The organism is Pseudomonas sp. MSSRFD41 (genome assembly GCF_014230245.1).
Lineage (GTDB): Bacteria > Pseudomonadota > Gammaproteobacteria > Pseudomonadales > Pseudomonadaceae > Aquipseudomonas > Aquipseudomonas piscis.
On sequence record NZ_JACKZK010000018.1, the window covers coordinates 1 to 25,022 of the forward strand.

The 25,022-nt window shown below is 60.7% G+C and carries 23 protein-coding genes; 4 read left to right on the forward strand and 19 right to left on the reverse strand.

From position 1 onward, the window contains the following. The 3 genes from H7A76_RS23095 to H7A76_RS23105 all read right to left on the reverse strand — a co-directional run. On the reverse strand, positions 1-1,256 hold a 1,256-nt coding region (locus H7A76_RS23095), incomplete at its 3' end, for a methyl-accepting chemotaxis protein (protein ID WP_185700653.1). Positions 1,257-1,395: 139 nt separating this feature from the next. Then, on the reverse strand, positions 1,396-1,860 hold the full coding sequence (locus H7A76_RS23100; protein WP_185700654.1) for a DUF3859 domain-containing protein: 465 nt from the start codon (positions 1,858-1,860) through the stop codon (positions 1,396-1,398). Positions 1,861-1,938: 78 nt separating this feature from the next. Then, complete coding sequence (locus H7A76_RS23105; protein ID WP_185700655.1) at positions 1,939-2,907, reverse strand: amidohydrolase family protein; 969 nt, start codon at positions 2,905-2,907, stop codon at positions 1,939-1,941. 190 nt (positions 2,908-3,097) lie between these two features. Between H7A76_RS23105 and H7A76_RS23110 the strand changes: the two genes are divergently transcribed. Together H7A76_RS23110 and H7A76_RS23115 are read left to right on the forward strand one after the other, a co-directional pair. Further along, positions 3,098-3,514, forward strand: a complete 417-nt coding sequence (locus H7A76_RS23110; protein ID WP_185700656.1) for an OsmC family protein — start codon at positions 3,098-3,100, stop codon at positions 3,512-3,514. A gap of 61 nt (positions 3,515-3,575) precedes the next feature. Continuing rightward, positions 3,576-4,448, forward strand: coding sequence for a pirin family protein (locus tag H7A76_RS23115; RefSeq protein WP_185700657.1), 873 nt, complete (start codon positions 3,576-3,578; stop codon positions 4,446-4,448). Positions 4,449-4,501: 53 nt separating this feature from the next. Here the strand turns inward: H7A76_RS23115 and H7A76_RS23120 are convergent, their stop codons facing one another. The 4 genes from H7A76_RS23120 to H7A76_RS23135 all read right to left on the reverse strand — a co-directional run bounded on the left by H7A76_RS23120 (position 4,502) and on the right by H7A76_RS23135 (position 8,216). After that, positions 4,502-5,230 (reverse strand): dienelactone hydrolase family protein, encoded by a 729-nt coding sequence (locus H7A76_RS23120; protein WP_185700658.1) that lies wholly within the window; start codon positions 5,228-5,230, stop codon positions 4,502-4,504. 74 nt (positions 5,231-5,304) lie between these two features. Next, complete coding sequence (gene htpG / locus H7A76_RS23125; RefSeq protein ID WP_185700659.1) at positions 5,305-7,209, reverse strand: molecular chaperone HtpG; 1,905 nt, start codon at positions 7,207-7,209, stop codon at positions 5,305-5,307. A gap of 90 nt (positions 7,210-7,299) precedes the next feature. After that, positions 7,300-7,752, reverse strand: coding sequence for a PaaI family thioesterase (locus H7A76_RS23130; RefSeq protein WP_185700660.1), 453 nt, complete (start codon positions 7,750-7,752; stop codon positions 7,300-7,302). Then, entirely contained in the window at positions 7,749-8,216 is a 468-nt protein-coding gene (locus tag H7A76_RS23135) for a PaaI family thioesterase (protein WP_185700661.1), read from the reverse strand. Before H7A76_RS23135 ends, H7A76_RS23130 begins: the two co-directional genes overlap by 4 nt. A 157-nt stretch (positions 8,217-8,373) precedes the next feature. On the opposite strand from H7A76_RS23135, the gene H7A76_RS23140 reads away from it, so the two are divergent. Beyond that, positions 8,374-8,625: a hypothetical protein gene (locus H7A76_RS23140; RefSeq protein ID WP_185700662.1), complete on the forward strand. Its 252-nt coding sequence runs from the start codon at positions 8,374-8,376 to the stop codon at positions 8,623-8,625. A gap of 114 nt (positions 8,626-8,739) precedes the next feature. Here the strand turns inward: H7A76_RS23140 and H7A76_RS23145 are convergent, their stop codons facing one another. The 12 genes from H7A76_RS23145 to sdhC all read right to left on the reverse strand — a co-directional run bounded on the left by H7A76_RS23145 (position 8,740) and on the right by sdhC (position 23,243). After that, entirely contained in the window at positions 8,740-9,213 is a 474-nt protein-coding gene (locus H7A76_RS23145) for a hypothetical protein (protein WP_185700663.1), read from the reverse strand. A 47-nt stretch (positions 9,214-9,260) separates the two neighbouring features. Then, positions 9,261-9,998 carry a DUF599 domain-containing protein gene (locus tag H7A76_RS23150; protein WP_185700664.1) on the reverse strand — a complete coding sequence of 246 codons (738 nt, stop codon included), beginning with the start codon at positions 9,996-9,998 and terminating at the stop codon, positions 9,261-9,263. A 167-nt stretch (positions 9,999-10,165) separates the two neighbouring features. Next, entirely contained in the window at positions 10,166-11,479 is a 1,314-nt protein-coding gene (gene brnQ / locus H7A76_RS23155; protein WP_185700665.1) for a branched-chain amino acid transport system II carrier protein, read from the reverse strand. A 352-nt stretch (positions 11,480-11,831) separates the two neighbouring features. Then, entirely contained in the window at positions 11,832-12,713 is an 882-nt protein-coding gene (gene sucD, locus H7A76_RS23160) for a succinate--CoA ligase subunit alpha (protein ID WP_022643108.1), read from the reverse strand. After that, positions 12,713-13,879 (reverse strand): ADP-forming succinate--CoA ligase subunit beta, encoded by a 1,167-nt coding sequence (gene sucC, locus H7A76_RS23165; RefSeq protein WP_022643107.1) that lies wholly within the window; start codon positions 13,877-13,879, stop codon positions 12,713-12,715. The genes sucD and sucC overlap by 1 nt, the downstream gene beginning before the upstream one ends. 229 nt (positions 13,880-14,108) lie before the next feature. After that, a complete protein-coding gene (gene lpdA / locus H7A76_RS23170; protein WP_085597244.1) occupies positions 14,109-15,545 on the reverse strand; it encodes a dihydrolipoyl dehydrogenase in 1,437 nt (478 codons plus the stop codon). A 99-nt stretch (positions 15,546-15,644) separates the two neighbouring features. Continuing rightward, on the reverse strand, positions 15,645-16,865 hold the full coding sequence (odhB, locus tag H7A76_RS23175) for a 2-oxoglutarate dehydrogenase complex dihydrolipoyllysine-residue succinyltransferase (RefSeq protein ID WP_185700666.1): 1,221 nt from the start codon (positions 16,863-16,865) through the stop codon (positions 15,645-15,647). A gap of 42 nt (positions 16,866-16,907) precedes the next feature. Beyond that, positions 16,908-19,739 (reverse strand): 2-oxoglutarate dehydrogenase E1 component, encoded by a 2,832-nt coding sequence (locus tag H7A76_RS23180; protein ID WP_185700667.1) that lies wholly within the window; start codon positions 19,737-19,739, stop codon positions 16,908-16,910. A gap of 263 nt (positions 19,740-20,002) precedes the next feature. Beyond that, complete coding sequence (locus H7A76_RS23185) at positions 20,003-20,707, reverse strand: succinate dehydrogenase iron-sulfur subunit (protein WP_185700668.1); 705 nt, start codon at positions 20,705-20,707, stop codon at positions 20,003-20,005. Between the two features lie 11 nt (positions 20,708-20,718). Continuing rightward, entirely contained in the window at positions 20,719-22,491 is a 1,773-nt protein-coding gene (gene sdhA, locus H7A76_RS23190) for a succinate dehydrogenase flavoprotein subunit (protein ID WP_185700669.1), read from the reverse strand. A 3-nt stretch (positions 22,492-22,494) separates the two neighbouring features. Further along, complete coding sequence (gene sdhD, locus H7A76_RS23195) at positions 22,495-22,863, reverse strand: succinate dehydrogenase, hydrophobic membrane anchor protein (RefSeq protein ID WP_022643102.1); 369 nt, start codon at positions 22,861-22,863, stop codon at positions 22,495-22,497. Then, positions 22,857-23,243 (reverse strand): succinate dehydrogenase, cytochrome b556 subunit, encoded by a 387-nt coding sequence (gene sdhC / locus H7A76_RS23200; RefSeq protein ID WP_015634665.1) that lies wholly within the window; start codon positions 23,241-23,243, stop codon positions 22,857-22,859. Before sdhC ends, sdhD begins: the two co-directional genes overlap by 7 nt. A 350-nt stretch (positions 23,244-23,593) precedes the next feature. Here sdhC and gltA point away from each other — a divergent pair, with 350 nt between their 5' ends. Next, on the forward strand, positions 23,594-24,883 hold the full coding sequence (gene gltA / locus H7A76_RS23205) for a citrate synthase (RefSeq protein WP_185700670.1): 1,290 nt from the start codon (positions 23,594-23,596) through the stop codon (positions 24,881-24,883). Positions 24,884-25,022 lie beyond the last annotated feature (139 nt).

Below are 25,022 nucleotides of genomic sequence, written 5' to 3' on the forward strand. Positions count from 1 at the left end.
CGATGGGCCAGGGCCCGCACCTCGTCGGCCACCACCGCGAAACCGCGCCCGGCATCCCCGGCCCGCGCCGCTTCGATGGCCGCATTCAGGGCCAGCAGGTTGGTCTGCTCGGCAATGGCGCGAATCACTTCCAGTACCTTGCTGATGCCATAGACTTTCTGGGCCAGTTCCTCCACCTGGTTGGCGTTGGCCGTCACATCCTGCGCCAGGGACTCGATGGACAGCACCGTCTGCTGCACCTGCTCGCGCCCATGCTTGGCGATCCGGTCGGACTCCCGGGAAGCCTGGGACGTGGCCACGGCATTGCTGGCCACCTCCTCCACCGCCGCGGTCATCTGGTTCACCGCCGTGGCCGCCTGTTCGATTTCCAGGTTCTGCTGGTGCAGGCCCCGGGTCGCATCCTCGGTCACGCTGCTGAGCTCTTCCGAGGCCGAGGCCAGCTGGCTGGAAGAATCGGAGATACGCTTGATGGTTTCCCGCAGACTCTGCTGCATGGCCTTGAGCGCATGAAGCAAGCGCGCCGGCTCATCCTTGCCGCTCACCCGGATATCGCCGGTCAGGTCGCCGCCAGCCACGACCTCGGCCACGCTCAACGATTGCGCCAGGGGCAGGACGATGCTGCGGGTCAGCAGCAGCGCCAGGGCGACGGTCACCAGCGCGGCCACCACAATCATGATCACCACCCAGACCCGTGACTTGCTGAACACCTCCTGGGCCAGGTCGGTGGCCTGGGTGGCGCTCTGCTTGTTCAGTTCGACCAAGTCGTGCAGGGTCGCGGCCAGCTCGTCGGCCAGCTGGCTCATCTCGCCGTTGACGACCTTGACCGCCTCCTCCACCCGGTTCTGGCTGGACAACGCCATGACCTGGGCCTGATGCTCCAGATAGCGTTTCTCCGCGGACTTGAAGCGGTCGAACAGCACCCGCTCCTGGGGCAATACGATCAGCGACTCATAGCGTCCCTGGGCGATGCCCAGGCCTTTCTTGATGTCGTTGATCTTGGTTTCGTTCTGGGTGATCGCCTGCGGCTCGCGATTGAGCAGCAGGCGCAAGGTCAAGGCGCGGATCCGCAACAGGTCCTGGTTCATATCGCCAACGAACATGACACTGGGCAGCCAATTACTCTCCACCTCATCGGACTGCTGGCGCATGTTGGCCATTTGCATCAGGGCGAATGCCCCGAGGATAAACACCATGAGCGCCAGCAAACCAAAACCCAGGCTTGCCCGTGGCGCAATATTCAGACTTCTGAGGCTCATTCCTCTGGCTCCTTCCTAGAGCGCTGCAAGATCTTGCAGCAGGGTGCTCTTAGACGGTATCGGGCCGGATGAAATTTGCGTAAGACGAAAAAGTGATATCAAAACGCCCAAGTACTTCGATACCTGGGCATAAAACGATTCAGCGCACCGAAAATCGCTGTTCTGCCAACAAACGGTCGCCCTGGAACACCATAAAGTGCCATTCACCCGGCACCACTTCGTGGTTTTCCGTGAACTCGTAGGCCATCACATCCTGAGGAGCATTGGGCACCAGCTTCTGGGTCACTTCCAGCTTGTCATGGCGCAACCCATCGGGAGTGCGAATGCCCGGCGTCAGGTACAACAGAGTCAGCGGCTGGCCATCGGCGACCTTGCCCAGCAGTTGGTAGCGCATGCCGAACTTGGTGCCCAACCGGGCCGGTACCACGGTCGTCTGCTGGATCTTCTCGTTGCTGCGACGCAGCACCCGCTCCCCCGATTGCAGCTCGGCCGCGGGGCCTTCGAACACGCCGTACTCCACGGGCCCTTCAATGCGGACATCGGCACTGGCCAGGCCGCTGACGATCATCAGCGCCGCCAGGACGCTCGAACGAGTGAAATGCATATCGCGCTCCTTGATTGAGATGGCGCGAGCATATGAATAAAGGGTGACAGGCTGATGACAATCAGCCTGGACAGTGGCTCAGCGGGAAGCCGGGAGCACGGCCAGGAAATTGTCATGGGCCACCTTGCGGGCCACCTCGGCCGGCAGGGCATCGAGGAACCCATCGAAGCCGTGCAGCTCCCGCCCCAGCTTGTCGAAACGCCCGACCATATCCGAACCCAGCATGAAGCGCTCCGCAAAGCGCTCCACCAAGCGCAGCCATTCCCGGCGCGGGATACCCTGCTCGTCCAGCAGATAGGGAGTGAGCAGGCTCCAGGACAGGTCTATGTAGAGGTTGGGGTAGCGCTCCAGCAACCGCTCCAGGGTCGGCAGCAGGAACTTGAGGCGCTCCTGGTGACGATGGATTTCCGCGCTCGTGCCGGCGTGGGCCCAGATGAACCGGGTTTGCGGATGTTGGCCCAAGGCCTCCTCGATCTCTGCCAGGTACAGGGGATTGCGCTCGCGCTTGGACGTGATGTTCGAATGCAGCAGCACAGGCAGATCATGCTCCGCCGCCAGGCGATAGACCTTGGCCATGGCCTCGTTGTTGGCCCGTGGCGTATCGCCATCGATCAGCGCGGTGAGGTCATCATGGCGCGTGAAGACTTCGCCGATGCCCTGCCACAATCCCGGATCGAGATCGAGCATGCGCTGGATATGGGCGGCGGAATTCTTGTCGTTGGGATTGAACCCCGAAAGGAACGGATGCAGGCGCCGGCGTTGCTCGACCGGTAGTTGCTTGACCGCGGCGGCCACCAGCACATCGGTGGCGCTGTACCAGTAGGCACCGGCGTCATCCCCGGCGTAGTAGCGCGGGCGCTTGGGTTCGTCCTCGTGCCATTTCTTGGCCACTGGGATCCCGGAGATCATCGCCTGCTCGATCCGGTTGTCGTCCATGGCCTCGAGCAAGGCCTGCATGCCCTGGGTTTCCTGGAAGAAATCGACATAGTGCAGGTGCGCATCGCTGTAGATGTAGTCCCGTGCGTGGGCCGCGGCCAGGGGCAGCATCAGCAGAACAGACAGACAGCTTGCGTGAAAATGGCTCCAGTGCACCGCCCTGACTCCCGAGGATCGAAGCAGGATAGACCGTGGCGCCAGGTCGCAGGTTCAGCAAATGGGGAACACTCGAGTCGTGCGATGCTCTATAACTTCAGCACCTTTAATGCCTGATTCCATCAATCACTGCCTGAGGTTTGCCATGACCATCACCGTCAACACCGAGTCCAGCGAAGGTTACCGCCACAGCATCCAGGTGGACGACCACCACTTCTTCACCGACCTGCCCAAATCCGCAGGTGGCGAAGGCACCGCTCCCGAGCCCCATGATTACTTCGACGCCGCGCTGGGGGCCTGCAAGGCCCTGACCCTCAAGCTCTATGCGCAGAAAAAGAACATCCCGCTCACCGGCGTCACGGTGGAGATCAAGCATGACAACAGCGAGGAACCCAAGGGCAAGTACGCCCTGCACGTAAAGCTGACCCTCAAGGGCGTGCTCACCGATGCCCAGCGCGAAGAACTGCATCGAGTGGCCGATCGCTGCCCGATCCACAAGCTGATGACCACCAGCGAAGTGAGCATCGAGACCCACCTCTCCGAAGGCGCCTTCAGCCAGTAGCGCGTGGCTCGGGCAAGCGGGTTATGCTCCCGGGCATAACCCGACCAGCCTGGAGCCCGCCATGAATTCCCCCCTCGTGATCCGTCCCCGTGCCGAGGACGTCGAAGGCCAGCCCATCCTCCGCCCCCTGCCCTCGGCGCAATGCCGCAGCGTCGGGCCTTTCGTGTTCTTCGACCACATGCTGGAAACCACCTATCCGGCGGGCCAGGGCATGAACATCCGCCAGCATCCGCATATCGGCCTGTCCACCCTGACCTACCTGTTCAGCGGGCAGATCCAGCACAAGGACAGCCTGGGCTCGGATCAGGTCGTGGAGGCCGGGGACGTCAGCTGGATGACCGCCGGCAGCGCCATCGCCCACGTCGAGCGCACGCCACCGGCGCAACTGGACCGGGAGCGGCGCATGCATGGGCTGCAGGTATGGCTGGCTTCACCCCGGGAGCAGGAACAGGGGCCGGGGCACTACAGCCATCACCCCGCCGCCAGCCTGCCGGTGAACGACAACCTCGGCGTGAGCATCCGCATGATCGCCGGCCATGGCTTCTGCCTGGAGTCGCCAGTGCCGGTACTGTCACCGACCCTGTATGCCGAACTGCAGTTGCAAACCGCCACCAGCCTGCTGATTCCTACCGAGCATCAGGAACGGGCACTGTATGTGCTGGCAGGCGAGGCCCAGCTGGATGGCCAGCCGGTGGAGCTGAATGCGCTGGTGATCCTGCCGGAAGGCGAAACCGCGACCCTGTTCGCCGAAAGCGATTGCCATGCGGTGTTGATCGGTGGCGCGCCCCTGGATGGGCCACGCCGCATCAACTGGAACTTCGTCGCCAGCGATCCGGCCCTGATCGACGAGGCCCGCCGACGCTGGGCGGCCGGGGACTGGCCGCAGGTCCCGGGAGAAAGCGAGCGGATCGAGCTGCCACCTGGCAAACGCTGAGCCCCCTGCCCGCCACGGCCGATGGACGGGTCGCGGCGGGCGCAGGACGGCTGTCAGCCCTGGAACACTTCTTCGAGCAGGTGATGCATGGTGGCGAAGGCCCGGCTGGAGACCTTGGCGTCGTACATCATCTTGCCCGGCACATTGGCATGGGTATCGGTGAAGGAATGCACCGCGCCACCGTAGCTCACCAGTTGCCAGTCCACCCCGGCGGCATCCATCTCCGCCTCGAAGGCCGGCAGTTGCTCCTTGGCCACGAACGGATCGGCCGCCCCATGCAGCACCAACACAGCGCCCTTGATATTGCGCGCATCGGCGGGCTCGGGAGTGTCCAGGGTGCCGTGGAAAGACACTGCCGCCTTCACCGGCGCGCCGCTACGGGCCAGCTCCAGGGCACAGCAGCCACCGAAGCAGAAACCGAAGGTCGCCAGCTTCGAGGTGTCGACTGCCGCCTCCCCCTGAGCCTGCAAGGCCGCGAACGAGGCCTGCATGCGCTGGCGCAGCAGCGCCCGGTCATCCTTCAACGGGGTCATCGCCGCCCCCGCTTCGTTGAAGTCACGAGGCCTCAGCGCCTGCCCGTAGAGATCGGCGACCAGCACCACATAACCCTTGGCAGCGACAGCCTCGGCGATCTTCTCCGCGCCGGCGGTAACCCCCATCCAGTTCGGCGCCATCAGCAGGCCCGGGCGAGCGCCCTTGTGGGCGGCATCGAAGGCCAGGCGCCCTTCATAGGGTTGCCCATCGATCTGATACACCACGGAACGCACAGTGATTTGACTCATGATTCAGCTCCTCCAGTAAAGGGACACCAGAATGAAAAAACCCGCCATTAGGGCGGGTTTTTCCTGCTACTTGCTTAAACCGACAGCTCGACCAGGAGCTTGTTCAACCGGCGGACATAAGCCGCCGGGTCTTTCAAGCTATCACCGGCCGCCAGCGCCGCCTGGTCGAAGAGGATGTGCGACAGGTCGCCAAAACGCTCTTCGCTCTGCTCACCGTCGAGTTTCTCGATCAACGGGTGGCTTGGGTTGAATTCGAAGATCGGCTTGGAGTCCGGCACCTTCTGCCCGCTCGCCTCGAGGATCTGGCGCATCTGCAGGCCCAGGTCCTGCTCGCCGATCGCCAGGATCGCCGGCGAATCGGTCAGGCGGTGGGAAACCCGCACTTCGCTGACGCTCTCGCCCAGGGCGGTCTTGATCCGCTCCACCAGGCCTTCCTTGCTCTTGGCGACTTCCTCGGCGGCCTTCTTGTCTTCTTCGGAGTCCAGGTTGCCCAGGTCCAGGTCACCACGCGCCACGTCGACAAAGCTCTTGCCGTCGAACTCGTTGAGGTAGCTCATCAGCCACTCGTCGATCCGGTCGGTGAGCAGCAGCACTTCGATGCCTTTCTTGCGGAAGACTTCCAGGTGCGGGCTGTTCTTGACCTGGGCGTAGGATTCGCCGGTGAGGAAGTAGATCTTGTCCTGGCCTTCCTTGGCACGCGCCAGGTACTCGGCCAAGGCAACATTCTGCTCGCCGTCGTCGCCCTGGGTGGAAGCGAAGCGCAGCAGGCCGGCGATCTTTTCCTTGTTGGCGAAGTCTTCGGCCGGGCCTTCCTTCATCACCTGGCCGAAGTTCTTCCAGAAGCCCTTGTATTGCTCAGGCTCGTTCTTCGCCAGTTTTTCCAGCATGTCCAGCACGCGCTTGGTCAGCGCCGACTTCATGGAATCGATGATCGGGTCTTTCTGCAGGATTTCCCGCGACACGTTCAGCGACAGGTCGTTGGAGTCCACCACGCCCTTGATGAAGCGCAGGTACAGCGGCAGGAACGACTCGGCCTGGTCCATCACGAACACGCGCTGCACGTACAGCTTCAGGCCTTTCGGCGCTTCGCGCTGGTACAGGTCGAACGGCGCGCGGGCCGGTACGTAGAGCAGCGAGCTGTATTCCAGCTTGCCTTCGACCTTGTTGTGGCTCCAGCTCAGCGGGTTCTCGAAATCGTGGGCGATGTGCTTGTAGAACTCCTGGTATTCCTCGTCCCTGATCTCGGTACGCGGACGGGTCCACAGGGCGCTGGCACGGTTGACGGTTTCCCACTCCAGCGCCGGCTGCTCTTCGCCTTCGGCAGCCGCGGCTTCCTTGGGCAGTTCGATTGGCAGGGCGATGTGGTCGGAGTACTTCTTGATGATGTTGCGCAGGCGCCAGCCGTCGGCGAATTCGTCTTCGCCGGACTTCAGGTGCAGGACGATGCGGGTGCCGCGCTCGGCCTTGTCGATGGTGGCGACTTCGAACTCGCCTTCACCCTTGGAGGACCAGTGCACGCCTTCGCTGGCAGCGAGGCCGGCACGGCGGCTGAACACGTCGACCTGGTCGGCGACGATGAACGCGGAATAGAACCCGACGCCGAACTGGCCGATCAGGTGCGAATCCTTCTTCTGGTCGCCGGTGAGGTTCTTCATGAAATCGGCGGTGCCGGACTTGGCGATCGTACCCAGGTGGGTGATCACATCGTCACGGCTCATGCCGATGCCGTTGTCTTCGAGAGTGACGGTCTTGGCGTCCTTGTCGAAGCTCACGCGGATTTTCAGTTCGGCGCCACCTTCCAGCAACTCGGGCTTGGACAGGGCTTCGAAACGCAACTTGTCGACCGCGTCGGAGGCGTTCGAGATGAGCTCGCGCAGGAAGATTTCCTTGTTGGAATACAACGAATGGATCATGAGGTGCAGCAGTTGCTTCACCTCGGTCTGGAAGCCCAGGGTTTCCTTTTGAGTTTCCACACTCATGGTCATCAAACTCCAATCAGATGGCATTGGCCGCACTCCGGGAGCGGTGAGCGGCGGGATGACATGAAAGTGGGGATCACTCGGCAGATTTCAAGAGCCGGTCCGATCCTGGATCTTGAAATGTGCACGAGCGGTGGCGATCGGCTCGTCGGCAGTGCTCTGCCACGCCGCAATCGCGACATTGGCCACCCGCCGCCCCTGGCGGCATACCTGGCAACGGGCGAAGGTGTCGCGAAAGCGCCCGGCGCTCAGGTAGTCCAGGGAAAAGTCGATGATCTTCGGCACCTCGGGAGAACCGGTGAAGATCAACAAGTGCAGGGCTGCCGCCAATTCCATGAAACCGGCGATTACCCCGCCATGCAGCGCCGGCAACAAGGGATTGCCGATGTTGTCCTTGTTGGCCGGCAGGCGAAACAGCAGCTCATCGCCCAGGCGCGAGCACTCGATACCGATCAACGCGGCGTAGGGAATGCGCTGCAGCAAAGCTGCGTAATCGCCCTGATGGTGGGCCTGCTCCAGCAGGGTCTTGAGATCCTCGCTCATGGCCGCTCCCCCTTCCTGGCAGCGGAGGCACCCGGCAAGCCCTTGCCCATGCGCATGAAAGTTCCTACCACATGGGCCAGCGGATGCTCGGGATCGTCCTGGTAGGCAAAACCGCGGGTGAAGATCACATCGGTGGTGACCCTGTAACACTGGGCAAACCCGTGCACGGCCTGATGCGGTTGCGCCGGGTGCATATAGTCTATGCGTAGGTCCAGGGTCGGACACACCTCGAACTCCGGCAGTACACAAAGGGTGGCCAGGCCGCAGGCGGTGTCCATCAGCGTGGTCAAGGCCCCGCCATGGATGACCCCGCTCTGGGGGTCGCCAACGATTTGCGGGCTATAGGGCAAGGTCAGGGTCAGCCCCTCGGGGGAGGCGCTATGGACGCCGATACCCAGTACTTGGCAATGGCGCAATGCGGAAATAAAGCGTTGCGCTCGTTCGAAAATAAGATCTTGCACCATGGCGAATGCCTCTAGTTATTATCAGGAATGTGCGCTCGACAACTCTGAAAAAAGTTCCGTGACATCAATCTTTAATATATCTGCGCAGCCAAGGAACTTAACTCACAAGGTCATGATCGAACGGCCAGTAGATATCTTCACTCAGGAGAAACACCCCATGCGTAAGACTTTAGCTATTGCCCTGATGCTGACCGCTTCCCTCGGTCTGGCTGCCTGCGACAAGAAATCCGAGGACAAAGCTCAAGATGCCAATCAACACGCTGAGCAAGCTCAACAGAAAATGAACGAAGCTCAGGATAAAGTGAACGAAGCGGCGAAAGAAAACGCCGAAGCAGCCAAAGATCAGGCTGAATCCAACAAGGCCGCTGTTGAAGAAAGCGCCAAGGAAGCAGCCCCCAAGACCAACTAATTCGGTCTTAGCGCAACACAGAACAAAGCCCGCCAAGTGCGGGCTTTGTTCTGTGCGCAAACAGCGCCAATACAACGCTGCTTAGTTACCGGTTAAGCAACTAAGCAGCGCGGCTCATGAGCCTGGGCTCTGGAACACTTCATCCGGGCGCGGTTCGGCTTGCAGCACACTGGCCGCCATGGAAGGGTTCTGCGCCGCAGGCAGCGCATAGCGCAAGGCACTGGAAGCAGGCAACAAGCTGATGGGAAAGTCATAGTTGGCGGTAAAGGGCGCCACCCATTGGCGAGTCTGGTAATCCGCCGCGGCAATACGCATGGGGCAAGGGTGCGGGGTGTCCCGTGGCGAGCGACCGGCCAGCAGCATCACCCATTCCCAATCCATTGCCGGATCAAGCTGGAAACTGCCGTCCTCAGCGGTGAGGAACTCCCCGCCACACAAGGTGCCCCTGGCACCGGCGATCGGCAGGCCGCTCAATGCATCCACCACCCGGCCCCGCGCTTCACCATTGAGATACAGGGTTTGCATCCGGCAGCCCGACAACAGCAAGAACGACCAGCACAAATACTTCAGGACACGTGAACGGCTCATTGACCACTTCCTTTTAACCGGGCAACAGGCCACTCAGCCCTCACCGCTCACACGGGATCTTTGCCGCTATCGACCAGAGGGGGTTCCGTCGGGGTATAAACCATGACCTCAAGTACGTCGGAATGAAACTCCCGGCGATACAGGACAAACACCACCCCCGCACTCATCAGCATGAATAGCCAGGGACTGACGAACCAGGCCAGCATGCTCATGCCGAAATAATAGGAACGCAAACCAAAGTTGAACTGGTTGGCCGCCATGGAGATCACCCGCGCGGCGCGGGAGGCAAAGGCCTTGCGCTCCTGTTCGGACACATGCCGTTCGCCGATCATCGGCGCCGACCCCACCAGCACCGCGGCGAAGTTGTACTGGCGCATGCACCAGCTGAAGGTGAAGAAGGCATAGACGAACACCAGCGCCAGGCACAGCAGCTTGATCTCTGACATGCCCTGGGATGCCTGCTGGACCATGGGAATGTCCGCCAGCAGCGAGACCGCGCGCTCCGATGCTCCCAGCACAGTGATGATGCCGGCCAGGATGATCAGGGTACTGGAGGCGAAGAACGAAGCATTGCGCTCCAGGTTACCGATCACACTGGCATCGGCGATGCGGTTATCCCGCAACAGCATGCGGCGCATCCAGTCTTCGCGATACAGGTGCAGGACGCTGGCCAGGCAAGGTGTGTCACGGCCTTTCCAGGTGGCGTAGCGGGTGTAGCCGCCCCAGCAAACGATGAACCAGAGGGCGGCCAATAAGTGAATCTGGTTGGCTTGGATGAACGACATGCAAATTCCTGTAGGCATTGGCGGAAGCTAGGAGCATTGTTTCGACGCCCCGCCGGAGAAAAAGGCACCGTGCAAGGCCCATGAAAAATGCCCCGTATCGATGGATACGGGGCATTCTTCATCAGCGCTGGCCGGCCGCTCATGACGGCCGGCGGGCTCAGCTCAAATCAAGCCAGGGCTTCGCTGGGCTTGCCCAGCAGGCGATCGCAGACCACGGCCAGCGCCAGGACGATCACCGAAGGCACCAGCCAGGCCAGGCCCTGCTCGCTCAGTGGCAGGTGGGACAGTTGGCTGGGAATGAGGCCGGCAAACGCGGTGCCCTTGATGGCGTCGATCAAGCCGAAGATGAACGATACCAGCATCACCGGGCCAACGATGCGGCGCTGATCCTGCCAGAAGTCCTTGCAGAAGCTCAGGGCCACCAGGACGATGCATGGCGGATAGATGGCGGTCAGCACCGGGATCGAGAATGCGATCAGCTTGGTCAGGCCCAGGTTCGACACCACCAGCGAGAAGCCCGCGAGGATCACTACCAGGGTCTTGTAGGACAGCGGCAAGACCCGGCTGAAATATTCGGCACAGGCGCAGGTCAGGCCGACGGCGGTCACCAGGCACGCCAGGGAGATCAGCACCGCGAGGAAACCACTGCCCAGTGAACCGAAGGTGTGCTGCACATAGGCATGCAACACTGCCGCGCCGTTGGTGGCACCGACGGCCACTTCATGGCTACCAGAGCCCAGGCGGAACAGGCTGACGTAGACCAGCGCCAGGCCAACACCGGCAATCAGGCCGGCGATCACCGCATAACGGGTGATCAGCCGCGGCGACTCCACCCCACGGGAACGGATGGCGTTGACGATGACGATGCCGAACACCAGCGCGCCCAGGGTATCCATGGTCAGGTAGCCATTGATGAAGCCTTGGGAGAACGGCGCCGCTACGTATTCCGGAGTGGCCTGGCCAATGCCACCTGCCGGCAGGGCGAAGGCTGCAATGCCCAGGACCGCCAGGGCGATGATCTTCAGCGGGGCCAGGAAACGCCCGACGGTATCCAGCAGGCGTCCCGGGTACAGGGAGATGAAGAACACCAGCAGGAAGTAGGCGGTGCTGTAGAGCGCCAGCGCCAGCGGGCTTTCGCCAGTCAGCGGGGCCAGGCCTACTTCGAAGGATACGGTGGCCGTGCGCGGGGTGGCGAACAACGGGCCCACGGCCAGGTAGCTCACTGCCGCCAACAGGCCGCCGGCGACCTTGCCGATGGGGCTGCTCAGGGAGTCCATGGCACCGCCGACCTTGGCCAGGGCCACCACGGTGATCACTGGCAGGCCGACCGCGGTGATCAGGAAGCCCAGCGCCGCCATCCAGACATTAGGTCCGGACTGCAAGCCGACGATAGGCGGGAAGATGATGTTGCCGGCCCCGACGAAGAGGGCGAAGGTCATGAATCCGAGCGCCAGGATGTCCTGGCCTTTCAACACTTTCATTAAGGAAATACCACACTACTGAATCGGAATTTAGAGAGGGATTTCCCTTTGGGGTGAGGGAAATGCTGTCAATCCGTATAGGACTGACCCGTTTAGCGTGCCGCAGCCTTGTGGGTAGCAAACACATCAAAGAGGCAGCTAGCGTAACGAATCTGTAAGACGAACGCACCGCCGCGGTGCGAATTTTCTTATATGCGACATCGCAAATGTCGCTTTTTTGAAACTATATTTCCGCGGGTATTAATCCCCTCCTCGCTCCAGCTCCGGCCCTGGGCTGCTGGCGGGTCGCAGAAAGCACAAAGGCCACCCGAAGGTGGCCTTTGTCAGCAGGGCTGCAAGCTAAGCGAGAGGCTTACTTGACAGTCCAGCCAGTCAGCTCGGCCAGGGCCTTGCCGATGTCTGCCAGCGAACGCACGGTTTTCACGCCAGCGTCTTGCAGGGCAGCGAACTTCTCGTCCGCAGTGCCTTTGCCGCCGGAGATGATCGCACCTGCGTGGCCCATGCGCTTGCCCGGAGGAGCAGTCACACCAGCGATGTAGGAAACAACCGGCTTGGTCACGTTGGCCTTGATGTAGGCAGCCGCTTCTTCTTCAGCCGAACCGCCGATCTCGCCGATCATCACGATCGCCTCGGTCTTCGGGTCTTCCTGGAACAGCTTCAGGATGTCGATGAAGTTGGAGCCTGGAATCGGGTCACCACCGATGCCGACGCAGGTGGACTGGCCGAAACCGGCGTCAGTGGTCTGCTTGACGGCTTCATAGGTCAGGGTGCCGGAACGGGAAACGATACCGACCTTGCCTGGCAAGTGAATGTGACCTGGCATGATGCCGATCTTGCATTCGCCCGGAGTGATCACGCCTGGGCAGTTAGGGCCGATCAGGGTCACGCCCAGTTCGTCGCACTTAACTTTAGCGTCCAGCATATCCAGGGTAGGGATGCCTTCGGTGATGCAGACGATCAGCTTGATGCCGCCGAAAGCCGCTTCCAGGATCGAGTCCTTGCAGAAAGGAGCTGGAACGTAGATCACGCTGGCGGTGGCGCCAGTGGCAGCTACAGCGTCCTTGACGGTGTTGAACACCGGCAGGCCCAGGTGCTCGGTACCGCCTTTGCCTGGGGTTACGCCACCGACCATCTGGGTGCCGTATTCGATGGCTTGCTGGGTGTGGAAGCTACCCTGCGAACCGGTGATACCTTGGCAGATAACCTTGGTGTCTTTATTGATCAGGACGCTCATTATTTGCCCTCCGCAGCTTTGACAACTTGTTGAGCAGCGTCGGTCAGGCTGGTAGCAGCGATGATGTTCAGGCCGCTTTCTGCCAGTACTTTAGCGCCCAGTTCAGCGTTGTTGCCTTCGAGGCGAACAACAACCGGGATTTTCACGCCGACTTCTTTCACGGCGCCGATGATGCCTTCGGCAATCATGTCGCAGCGAACGATGCCGCCGAAGATGTTGACCAGTACTGCAGCGACGTTGGCGTCGGACAGGATGATCTTGAAGGCTTCGGTCACGCGCTCTTTGGTAGCACCACCACCTACGTCGAGGAAGTTGGCTGGCTTGCCGCCGTGCAGGTTGACGATGTCCATGGTGCCCATGGCCAGGCCAGCACCGTTGACCATGCAACCGATGTTGCCGTCCAGGGCTACGTAGTTCAGTTCGAACTTGGCAGCGTGAGCTTCGCGCGGATCGTCCTGGGACGGATCGTGGAAGGTCTTCAGCTTAGGCTGGCGGTACATGGCGTTGGCGTCGATGTTGATCTTCGCGTCCAGGCAGTGCAGATCGCCGTCGGCCTTGATGACCAGTGGGTTCACTTCCAGCAGGGCCAGATCGTGATCCTGGAACAGTTTGGCCAGACCTACGAAGATCTTGGCGAACTGGGCAACTTGCTTGCCTTCCAGACCCAGCTGGAATGCCAGCTCGCGACCCTGGAATGGCTGGGCGCCAACCAGTGGATCGATAGTGGCCTTGAGAATTTTTTCTGGAGTGTCGTGAGCGATCTTCTCGATGTCCACGCCACCTTCGGTGGAAGCCATGAACACGATGCGACGGCTGGAACGGTCAACGACAGCGCCCAGGTACAGCTCTTTAGCGATATCAGTGCACGATTCAACCAGGATCTTGGTGACAGGCTGGCCATTGGCGTCAGTCTGATAGGTCACCAGACGCTTGCCCAGCCACTGCTGCGCGAATGCCTTGGCGTCTTCCTTGTTGCGAACCAGCTTGACGCCGCCCGCTTTACCGCGACCACCGGCGTGAACCTGGGCTTTGACAACCCACTCGGAGCCGCCAATCTTGTCGCAAGCTTCTGCTGCTTCTTCCGGGGTGTCTACCGCGTAGCCTTTGGATACTGGCAGGCCGTATTCAGCGAACAGCTGCTTACCCTGATACTCGTGAAGATTCATGCTTTTTACCGTCTTCGTTAGGTACTGCGCATTCGGCGCTGCACTCCAGATGAGTGCCGCACCACCTGTGACCGCTACTCTCAAACCAGCGCCACACCTGGGTTCCAGAGCCTGGGCCCCGGTCCAGTGTGTGGCGCTACCCTGAGAGGTCGAGTCCAGCGGATATTCCGCGGTGAGTCTTGCGCACAAGGCTCACGACGGGCCAACCGCCGTGGTTTCTTATTATTGCTTAGCGTTTCTTGCGGTTGGCGATGTGGATGGCGGTGCCATTCACAGCCAGGGCTGCTTCGTGCAGGGCTTCGGACAGGGTCGGATGGGAGAAAACCATCATGCCCAGGTCTTCGGCGCTGGTGCCGAATTCCATGCCGATCGCACCTTGCTGAACCAGTTCCGCAGCGCTTGGGCCAATCACGTGGACGCCCAATACGCGATCAGTCTTGGCATCGGCGATGACCTTGACGAAACCGCCGGTGTCGTTGGCTGCCATGGCACGGCCGCTGGCGGCGAACGGGAAGGTGCCGACGTTAACTTCTACGCCTTCAGCTTTCAAGGCCTGCTCGGTTTTACCGACCCACGCGATTTCCGGGTGAGTATAGATAACCGAGGGGATCAGGTCGTAGTTCATCTGAGCCTTATGGCCCTTGATGCGCTCGGCGACCATGATGCCCTCTTCCGAGGCCTTGTGCGCCAGCATCATGCCGCGCACCACGTCACCGATGGCGTAGACGCCCGGTACGGTGGTGGCGCAGTGATCGTCGACGTGCACGAAACCGCGCTCGTCCAAGGTCACGCCGCAGTCGGCAGCCAGCAGATCAGTGGTCACCGGACGACGACCAACGGCAACGATCAGCTTGTCGAAGGTGATGTTCTGCTCGCCATTGGCGTCGGTGTAGGTCACCACGACTTCTTCGCCATTGACCTTGGAGCCGGTCACGCGAGCACCCAGCTTGATGTCCAGGCCTTGCTTGGTCAGGGTCTTCAGCGCTTCCTTGGAAACCGCGGTGTCAGCGGCCATCAGGAAGGTGTCCAGGGCTTCCAGGACGGTCACTTGTGCGCCCAGGCGCGACCAGACCGAACCCAGTTCCAGGCCGATGACGCCAGCGCCGATCACGCCCAGGCGCTTGGGCACTGCCTGGAATTCAAGGGCGCCGGTGGAATCCACGATCACGTTCTGGTCGACCGGAGCCGGTGGAATGTCGATCGGACGCGAACCTGGAGCCAGGATCACGTTTTCGGCTTCGATCACTTCGACCGAGCCGTCAGGCTTGGTGACTTCGACCTTCTTGCCGGCCAGCAGCTTGCCGTGGCCCTGGATCGAAGTGACGCCATTAGCCTTGAACAGGGTGGCGACACCGCTGGTCAGGCCTTTGACGATGTTGGCCTTGCGGCCGACCATGGCCGGTACGTCCATGCTCACGCCGGAGTGGCTGATACCGTGGATGGCAAAGCCGTCCTGGGCCTCGTGGAATTTCCATGAACTGTCCAGCAGAGCCTTGGAAGGAATGCAACCGACGTTCAGGCAAGTACCGCCGAGGGCCAGCTTGCCCTCCTTGTCGGTGTACTTCTCGATGCAGGCAGTCGTCAGACCAAGCTGTGCGGCCTTGATGGCGGCAACATAACCACCTGGGCCCGCACCAATCACTACCACGTCGAATTTCTGAGTCATAAAAGGTTCCTTTTAGCGGCAAGCTAGAAGCTGCAAGCCATAGGCTCCAAACCACTGCCTAGAGGCAGTGGCTTGGCGCTTGCGACCTGCAACTGCTTTTTAGATGTCCAGGAGCAGACGCGCCGGGTCTTCCAGCAGATTCTTGATGGTCACCAGGAACGACACGGCTTCTTTACCGTCGATCAGGCGGTGATCGTAGGACAATGCCAGGTACATCATCGGGCGAATGACCACTTGGCCATTGATCGCCATAGGACGCTGGATGATGTTGTGCATGCCCAGGATGGCCGCTTGCGGCGGGTTGACGATCGGGGTCGACATCATCGAACCGAAGGTACCACCGTTGGTGATGGTGAAAGTACCGCCAGTCATCTCTTCCATCGACAGCTTGCCATCACGGGCCTTCTTGCCGAAGGTGGCGATGCCGTTCTCGATCTCGGCCAGGCTCATCAGCTCGGCGTTGCGCAGTACCGGTACCACCAGGCCACGATCGCTGGAAACGGCGACGCCGATGTCCGAGTAGCCGTGGTAGACGATGTCCGCACCGTCGATCGACGCGTTGACCGCCGGGAAGCGCTTCAGGGCTTCGGTGGCAGCTTTCACGAAGAACGACATGAAGCCCAGGCGCACGCCGTTATGGGTCTTCTCGAACAGGTCCTTGTACTTCGAACGCAGGGCCATGACTTCGGTCATGTCGACTTCGTTGAAGGTGGTCAGCATCGCCATGTTCGACTGGGCTTCGACCAGACGCTCGGCAACCTTGGCACGCAGGCGGGTCATGGGTACGCGCTTCTCGACGCGATCGCCGGCAGCGAAGACTGGAGCAGCGGCGGCTGGAGCCGGAGCCTTGGCAGGCGCGGCGGCCGGAGCGGCTTTCTTGGCGGCGATGGCAGCCACTACGTCTTCCTTGGTCACACGACCGCCCTTGCCGGTGCCGGCAACGGAAGCGATGTTGATGCCGTTTTCTTCAGCCAGCTTGCGGGCAGCAGGCGCGGCGATTGGATCGTCTTCGCCTTCGGCGGCAGCCGGGGCAGCGGCAGCGGCGGCCGGAGCAGCAGCGGCGGCTGGAGCGGCGGCAGCACCGCCCTCGACAATGGAGCCCAGGACTTCGTCGGACAGAACGGTGTCGCCTTCGTTCTTGACGATAGCGCCCAGCACGCCGTCGGCGGTAGCCAGCACTTCCAGTACGACTTTGTCGGTCTCGATGTCGACGATCAGCTCGTCACGCTTGACGGCATCGCCCGGTTGCTTGTGCCAGGTGGCAACGGTGCCATCGGCAACCGATTCCGGGAAAGTGGGGGCTTTGATCTCGATAGCCATTATCTGTGGTTCCTTAAATTCGGTTTCAGGTGCGCGAAGGCGTTAAACGGTAAACGCGTCTTGCAGCAGTTTTTCCTGCTGCTCGGCGTGCATCGATGCGTAACCACATGCTGGAGCAGCAGAAGCCTCACGGCCCGCGTACTCGAGTACGAGAGACTTGTTGAGGTTGCTGATGCTGCGACGCAGGTGGTGCTGGCTGCAGTACCAGGCGCCCTGGTTCATCGGCTCTTCCTGGCACCAGACAGCCGCTTTGGCATTGGTGTAAGGAGCCAGGACTTCGTTCAAGTCGTCCTCAGGGAATGGGTACAACTGCTCGATACGCACGATGGCGATATCTTCGCGGCCTTCGGCACGGCGTTTTTCCAGCAGGTCGTAGTAGACCTTGCCGCTGCACAGAATCACGCGCTCGACCTTCTTCGGATCCAGAGCATCGATTTCCGGGATAACGGTCTGGAACGAACCTTCGGCCAGATCTTCCAGGGTCGAGATGGCCAGCTTGTGGCGCAGCAGCGACTTCGGACTCAGGACCACCAGCGGCTTGCGCAGCGGGCGGATCACCTGACGGCGCAACAAGTGGTAGATCTGCGCCGGCGTGGTCGGCATGCACACCTGGATGTTGTGCTCGGCACACAACTGCAGGTAACGCTCCAGGCGTGCCGAGGAGTGCTCTGGGCCCTGTCCTTCGTAGCCATGTGGCAGCAGCATGGTCAGGCCGCACAGGCGACCCCACTTGTGCTCGCCACTGGTGATGAACTGGTCGATCACCACCTGGGCACCGTTGGCGAAGTCACCGAACTGGGCTTCCCAGATCACCAGCGCATTCGGCGTGGTGGTGGAGTAGCCATATTCGAATGCCAGCACGGCCTCTTCCGACAGGAACGAGTCGTACAGATCGAAACGCGGCTGACCTTCGAACAGATGCTTGAGCGGCACGTAGGTGCTGGCATCCTTCTGGTTGTGCAGGACGGCATGGCGGTGCGAGAACGTACCGCGGCCGATGTCCTGGCCGGTCATGCGGATCGGGTGGCCTTCGAACAACAGGGTGGCGTAGGCCATGGTCTCGGCATAACCCCAGTTGATGGGCAGGCCGCCGGCTTGCATCTTCTGGCGATCTTCGTAGATCTTCGAGACTTGGCGCTGGACCACGAAGCTTTCAGGCACTTCCAGCAGCTTGGCGGACAGTTCCTGCAGGGTCTTCAGATCGAAGCGAGTGTCGTGACGCGCAGTCCAGGTGTGCCCCAGGTATGGACGCCAGTCGACGAACAACTCCTTGTTCGGCTCCTTGACCAGGCTCTTGACCACATGCAGGCCGTTGTCCAGCGCATTGCGATACTCGTCGACCTTGGCCTGGACGCGCTCGGCGTCGAGCACGCCGCCCTGGGTCAGGCGCTCGGCGTACAGCTCGCGAGTGGTGCGCTGCTTGGTGATCTGCTGGTACATCAGCGGCTGGGTGCCGCTTGGCTCGTCGGCCTCGTTGTGGCCACGGCGGCGGTAGCAGACCAGGTCGATGACCACATCACGCTTGAACTGCATGCGGTAGTCGATGGCCAGTTGGGTGACGAACAGCACGGCTTCCGGATCATCGCCATTCACATGGAGGATCGGCGCCTGGATCATCTTCGCAACATCGGTGGCGTACTCGGTGGAACGCGAGTCCAGCGGGTTGCTGATGGTGAAACCAACCTGGTTGTTGACCACGATGTGCACGGTACCACCGGTCTTGAAACCGCGGGTCTGCGACATCTGGAAAGTTTCCAGGACCACGCCCTGACCAGCGAATGCCGCGTCACCGTGGATGGAGATCGGCAGGACCTTGTCGCCGCTGGAATCGTTGCGGCGGTCCTGGCGGGCACGTACCGAACCCTCGACCACCGGGGAAACGATTTCCAGGTGGGATGGGTTGAAAGCCATGGCCAGGTGCACTTCGCCACCGGAAGTCATCACGTTGGAGGAGAAGCCCTGGTGATACTTCACGTCGCCGGAGCCCAACTCGACCTTCTTCTTGCCTTCGAACTCGTCGAACAGCTCGCGCGGGTTCTTGCCGAAGGTGTTGACCAGCACGTTCAAGCGGCCACGGTGGGCCATGCCGATCACGACTTCCTTGGTGCCGTAGGAACCGGAACGCTGGATCAGCTCGTCAAGCATCGGGATCAGGCTTTCGCCGCCTTCCAGACCGAAACGCTTGGTGCCCGGGTACTTGGTGCCCAGGTACTTCTCCAGGCCTTCCGCCGCGGTTACGCGCTCGAGCAGATGGCTCTTGATGTCGGCCGAATAGGCTGGACGGCCACGTACGCTTTCCAGACGTTGCTGGAACCACTGGCGCTGCTCGGAATCGGTGATGTGCGTAAATTCAGCGCCGATGGTGCGGCAATATGTCTGCTGCAACGCTTCGTGAATTTCGCGTAGGCTCGCTTCCTCTTTGCCGATGAACAGGTCGCCGGCACGGAAGGTCGTATCAAGATCGGCATTGGTCAAGCCGTAATGATTGATCGACAGGTCTGCAGGTGCAGGACGCTGCCACAGTCCCAGCGGGTCCAGCTGGGATGCCTGGTGGCCCCGCATCCGGTAGGCCTGGATCAATCGCAGCACTTCAACTTGCTTCTTCTCGTGCTCACTGCTCACGCTCCCGGCGGAAACCGGTTGAGCGCGGCGCTGGTTCTTTGCCAGCAAGACGAAATGATCGCGGATCGTCGAGTGCGAAACATCGATGGCAGTGTTGCCGTCGGCAGGCAACTTATCAAAGTAAGTGCGCCACTCTTCTGGCACAGCGTTAGGGTCGTGCAGGTAGAGCTCGTAGAGCTCTTCCACATATGCAGCGTTGCTACCGGATAGGTAGGCGCTGTTCCACATGCGCTGCATCACGCTTTCTTGCATGCTTGGTCACCCTCGGTTAGGGGAACGCCACCGGCGATGACACCGAGCAAGCTTGCAGAAGTCCGAATGCAGCGACCAAAACAAGCCACTTAGGATCACGCTGATAGTCCGGGTACCAGCCCGGATGCCCCTGCTTGTCTCATTTCTTCAAAAATATAGAGCAGCCACTTTGTGAGCTGCTGCTCAGGTTAGAGCCAGGACGCGGGTTGAAGCCCGCGCCTCGGCTTTTACGGTACAGCGGTCCTACGGGTACAACAGCTGAATCACACGCCGCTCTGCAGCAGCATGTTACGAATGTGACCGATGGCCTTAGTCGGGTTCAGGCCTTTCGGACAAACGTTGACGCAGTTCATGATGCCCCGGCAGCGGAATACGCTGAACGGGTCATCCAGCGAAGCCAGACGCTCGGAGGTCTTGGTGTCACGGCTGTCTGCCAGGAAGCGATAAGCTTGCAGCAGAGCGGCTGGACCCAGGAACTTATCCGGGTTCCACCAGAAGGATGGGCAGGAGGTCGAGCAGCAAGCGCACAGGATGCACTCGTACAGACCGTCGAGCTTCTCACGCTCTTCCGGCGACTGCAGACGCTCGATGGCTGGAGCCGGAGTATCGTTCTGCAGGAATGGCTTCACCTTCTCGTATTGCTTGTAGAAGATGCTCATATCGACGACCAGGTCACGGATAACCGGCAGGCCTGGCAGAGGACGGATGACCAGCTTGTTCTTCTTGACCACGGCGGACAGCGGCGTAATGCACGCCAGACCGTTCTTGCCGTTGATGTTCATGCCGTCGGAACCGCAAACGCCCTCACGGCAGGAGCGACGATAGGAGAAACCCTCGTCCTGCTCTTTGATCAGCGCCAGCACGTCCAGCACCATCAGGTCCTTGCCACCGGTATCGACCTGGAAAACCTGGGTTTTCGGGGCAGCGTCGGTGTCAGGGTTGTAACGATAAACTTCGACTTGCAACATGACTGCCACCCTTAGTAAGTCCGGACTTTAGGCTCGAAAGCCGGTACGGTTTTCGGCGAGAAGTTAACACCACGCTTGGCAACGCGCTTCTCACCCGGGAAATACAGGGTGTGGCACAGCCAGTTTTCATCGTCGCGATCTTCGTAGTCTTCACGAGCATGAGCTCCGCGGGACTCTTTACGCACTTCAGCGGCGATGGCGGTGGCTTCAGCCACTTCCAGCAGGTTTTGCAGTTCCAGAGCTTCGATACGGGCAGTATTGAACGCCATGGATTTGTCGTTGATCTTGACGTTGGCGATGCGCTCGCGCAGGCCGGCCAGCTGGGCAATACCCTTCTGCATGTATTCACCGGTACGGAATACACCGAAGTAGTTCTGCATGCAGCTCTGCAGCTCGCGACGCAGGCTGGCGACGTCTTCGCCGGTGGTGCGCTCGTTGAGCTTGGCCAGGCGGCTCAGGGCAACGTCCACGTCGGTATCGCTGGCATCGCGGTATTCGATACCGTCGGTCAGCGCTTTTTCCAGGTGCAGGCCAGCCGCACGACCGAATACAACCAGGTCCAGCAGCGAGTTGCCGCCCAGGCGGTTGGCACCGTGTACCGATACGCAAGCCACTTCACCCACCGCGAACAGGCCAGGGATGATGGTGTCTTCGCCAGCGGCGTTCTGGGTGATGGCCTGGCCATGGATGTTGGTGGCAACGCCGCCCATCATGTAGTGGCAGGTAGGCACGACCGGAACCGGAGCGACGACAGGATCAACGTGGGCGAAGGTCTTGGACAGCTCGCAGATACCAGGCAGGCGGCTGTGCAGCACTTCCTCGCCCAGGTGATCCAGCTTGAGCATCACGTGGTCGCCGTTAGGGCCACAACCATTACCGGCGATAATTTCCTTGACCATGGAGCGTGCCACTACGTCGCGGCCAGCCAAGTCCTTGGCGTTCGGAGCATAACGCTCCATGAAGCGTTCGCCGTGCTTGTTGATCAGGTAGCCACCTTCGCCACGGCAACCTTCGGTAACCAGAACACCAGCGCCGGCGATACCGGTCGGGTGGAACTGCCACATCTCGATGTCTTGCACCGGAACGCCGGCACGCAGGGCCATGCCGACACCATCGCCGGTATTGATCAGGGCGTTGGTGGTGGAGGCGTAGATACGGCCCGCACCGCCGGTGGCCAGAACGGTGGCCTTGGACTTGATGTACAGGGTTTCGCCGGTTTCGATGCAGATCGCGATCACACCAACGAACGCGCCGTCCTGGTTCTTCACCAGGTCAACTGCGTAGTACTCGTTGAGGAAAGTGGTACCGGCTTTCAGGTTGCCCTGATACAGGGTGTGCAGCAGCGCGTGACCGGTACGGTCGGAAGCGGCACAGGTACGGGCGGCCTGACCACCTTTACCGAAGTCCTTGGACTGACCGCCGAACGGACGCTGGTAGATACGGCCGGTTTCGGTACGGGAGAACGGCAGGCCCATGTGGTCCAGCTCGAAGACCGCGGCCGGACCTTCCTGACACATGTATTCGATAGCATCCTGGTCGCCGATGTAATCGGAACCCTTGACGGTATCGTACATGTGCCAGCGCCAGTCATCGTTCGGGTCGGCCGAGGCGATCGCGCAGGTGATGCCACCCTGGGCGGATACAGTATGCGAGCGGGTCGGGAAGACCTTGGTGACTACAGCGGTCTTGTGACCGCCCTGGGCCAGCTGCAGTGCGGCACGCATGCCGGCGCCACCGCCGCCAATGATGATGGCGTCGAAAGAAATGGTTGGAATGTTAGCCATGAATCAGATACCCCAGAGAATCTGCACACCCCAGACGAAGTAAGCGAACATTGCGACGCCGCATACTGCCTGGAAAAGGAAACGTACCGCTGTCGCCGACTTGCCCAGCGCCATATGCGTCAGGTAGTCGGTGGAGATGGTCCACATGCCGACCCAGGCGTGAGCGCCAAGGGCCACCAGGGCCAGCAGACTGAAGATACGCATCCAGTTGTTTGCGAACAGGCCATGCCACTGGGTGTAGTCAATGCCCGGATTCGCTACGAGGTACCCGATCAGAAAAATGAAATAAGCCGCGAGAACGACCGCAGAGACACGCTGCGCCATCCAGTCATAAAGGCCCGAACGCGACAGGTTCGTAACGCTGGTTACCATATCCAAACTCCCGCCAGAACGATTACCACCACGGATACGGCGATAACGATTTTCGAGCCCAGCTTGCCGCCTTCCAGCGTCTCACCGATGCCCATGTCCATAATCAGATGGCGTACACCGGCCACCAAGTGATACAGCAAGGCGGACAGGAGGCCCCATGCAACGAATTTGGCCAGCGGACTGGTCAAGCACGCCTTCACCTCGGCATAACCTTCCTCGGAGCCCAGGGACTTGCTCAATGCGTACAGCATGATGCCAATGCCCAGGAAGAGGATGATGCCGGAAACACGGTGGAGAAACGACGTAACGCCGGTAATGGGGAGTTTGATGGTCCTTAGGTCTAGGTTTACAGGTCGTTGGCTATTCACGGCTTTTTTCACACTGAAGAGCCCCTAACAATCAGGGCAAAGTTGTTGGGGAGTGCACTGGTCAGGTAACCACCACCCAGGGAGTGCGACCCCCATCAAAACGGGCCCAGAAGCCCATGGCGGTCGGTGGCCGAGTATAGACAGTTAGGCTACTAATGACAACGCAAACCCCTTCCCCTAATAGCTGATTGCGTTAGCTTTGCAAAAGGCGTAAATGGCAGTGAATTTCGCTAAAAAATCCCTCTCAAAGCCTTCTGGGACAAGACTTTAGGCAAATTGACATTCAGATTTATCCCACTATAGTGGTGCGGGCCCTGCGTGGGGGGTCTGTCTGATGATTTCAAGCATAAATAGGAGGCCACATGGCTGACAAAAAAGCGCAGTTGATCATCGAGGGCGCAGCCCCCGTCGAGCTGCCCATTTTAACCGGCACCGTTGGTCCCGATGTAATCGATGTTAGGGGCCTGACGGCCACGGGCCGCTTCACTTTCGACCCCGGTTTCATGTCGACCGCCTCCTGCGAGTCGAAGATCACCTATATCGACGGCGACCAGGGTGTCCTGCTGCACCGCGGCTACCCGATCGAACAGCTGGCCGAGAAATCGGACTATCTGGAAACCTGCTACCTGCTGCTCAACGGCGAACTGCCCAATGCCGAGCAGAAGGCCCAGTTCGTCAGCACCGTGAAGAACCACACCATGGTTCACGAGCAACTGAAGAGCTTCTTCAACGGCTTCCGTCGCGACGCCCACCCGATGGCCGTCATGTGCGGCGTAGTCGGCGCCCTTTCGGCGTTCTACCACGACTCCCTGGACATCAATAACCCGCAGCACCGCGAGATCTCCGCCGTGCGCCTGGTCGCCAAGATGCCCACCCTGGCAGCGATGGTCTACAAGTACTCCATGGGCCAGCCGATGATGTATCCGCGCAACGACCTGTCGTACGCGGAGAACTTCCTGCACATGATGTTCAACACCCCGTGCGAGATCAAACCGATCAGCCCGGTACTGGCCAAGGCGATGGACCGGATCTTCATCCTCCATGCAGACCACGAGCAGAACGCCTCCACTTCCACCGTGCGCCTGGCTGGCTCCTCGGGTGCCAACCCGTTCGCCTGTATCGCTGCCGGTATCGCGGCCCTCTGGGGTCCGGCCCACGGCGGTGCGAACGAAGCCGTGCTGACCATGCTCGATGAAATCGGCGACGTGTCGAACATCGACAAGTTCATCGCCAAGGCCAAGGACAAGAACGATCCGTTCAAGCTCATGGGCTTCGGCCACCGTGTCTACAAGAACCGCGACCCGCGCGCCACCGTGATGAAGCAGACCTGCGACGAGGTCCTCAAGGAACTGGGCATCAACAACGATCCGCAACTCGAACTGGCCATGCGCCTGGAAGAGATCGCCCTGACCGACCCATACTTCATCGAGCGCTCGCTGTACCCGAACGTCGACTTCTACTCGGGGATCATCCTCAAGGCGATCGGCATTCCAACCAGCATGTTCACCGTGATCTTCGCCCTGGCGCGTACCGTCGGCTGGATCTCCCACTGGAAGGAAATGCTCTCCAGCCCTTACAAGATCGGCCGTCCTCGCCAGCTGTACACCGGCTACGAGTCGCGCGACATCACCAAGCTGGAAGACCGCAAGTAAGACCGGCCTTGCGCTCCCGTCTTAGCTACACCGCATACGGCCTCTGACAGAGGCCGTATTCTTTTGCCCCTCCCCTTCCCACCCACGGCACAGGGTCTGCTGATCAGCGCAGGAGCCTGTACAAGCCCCACCGAATCAT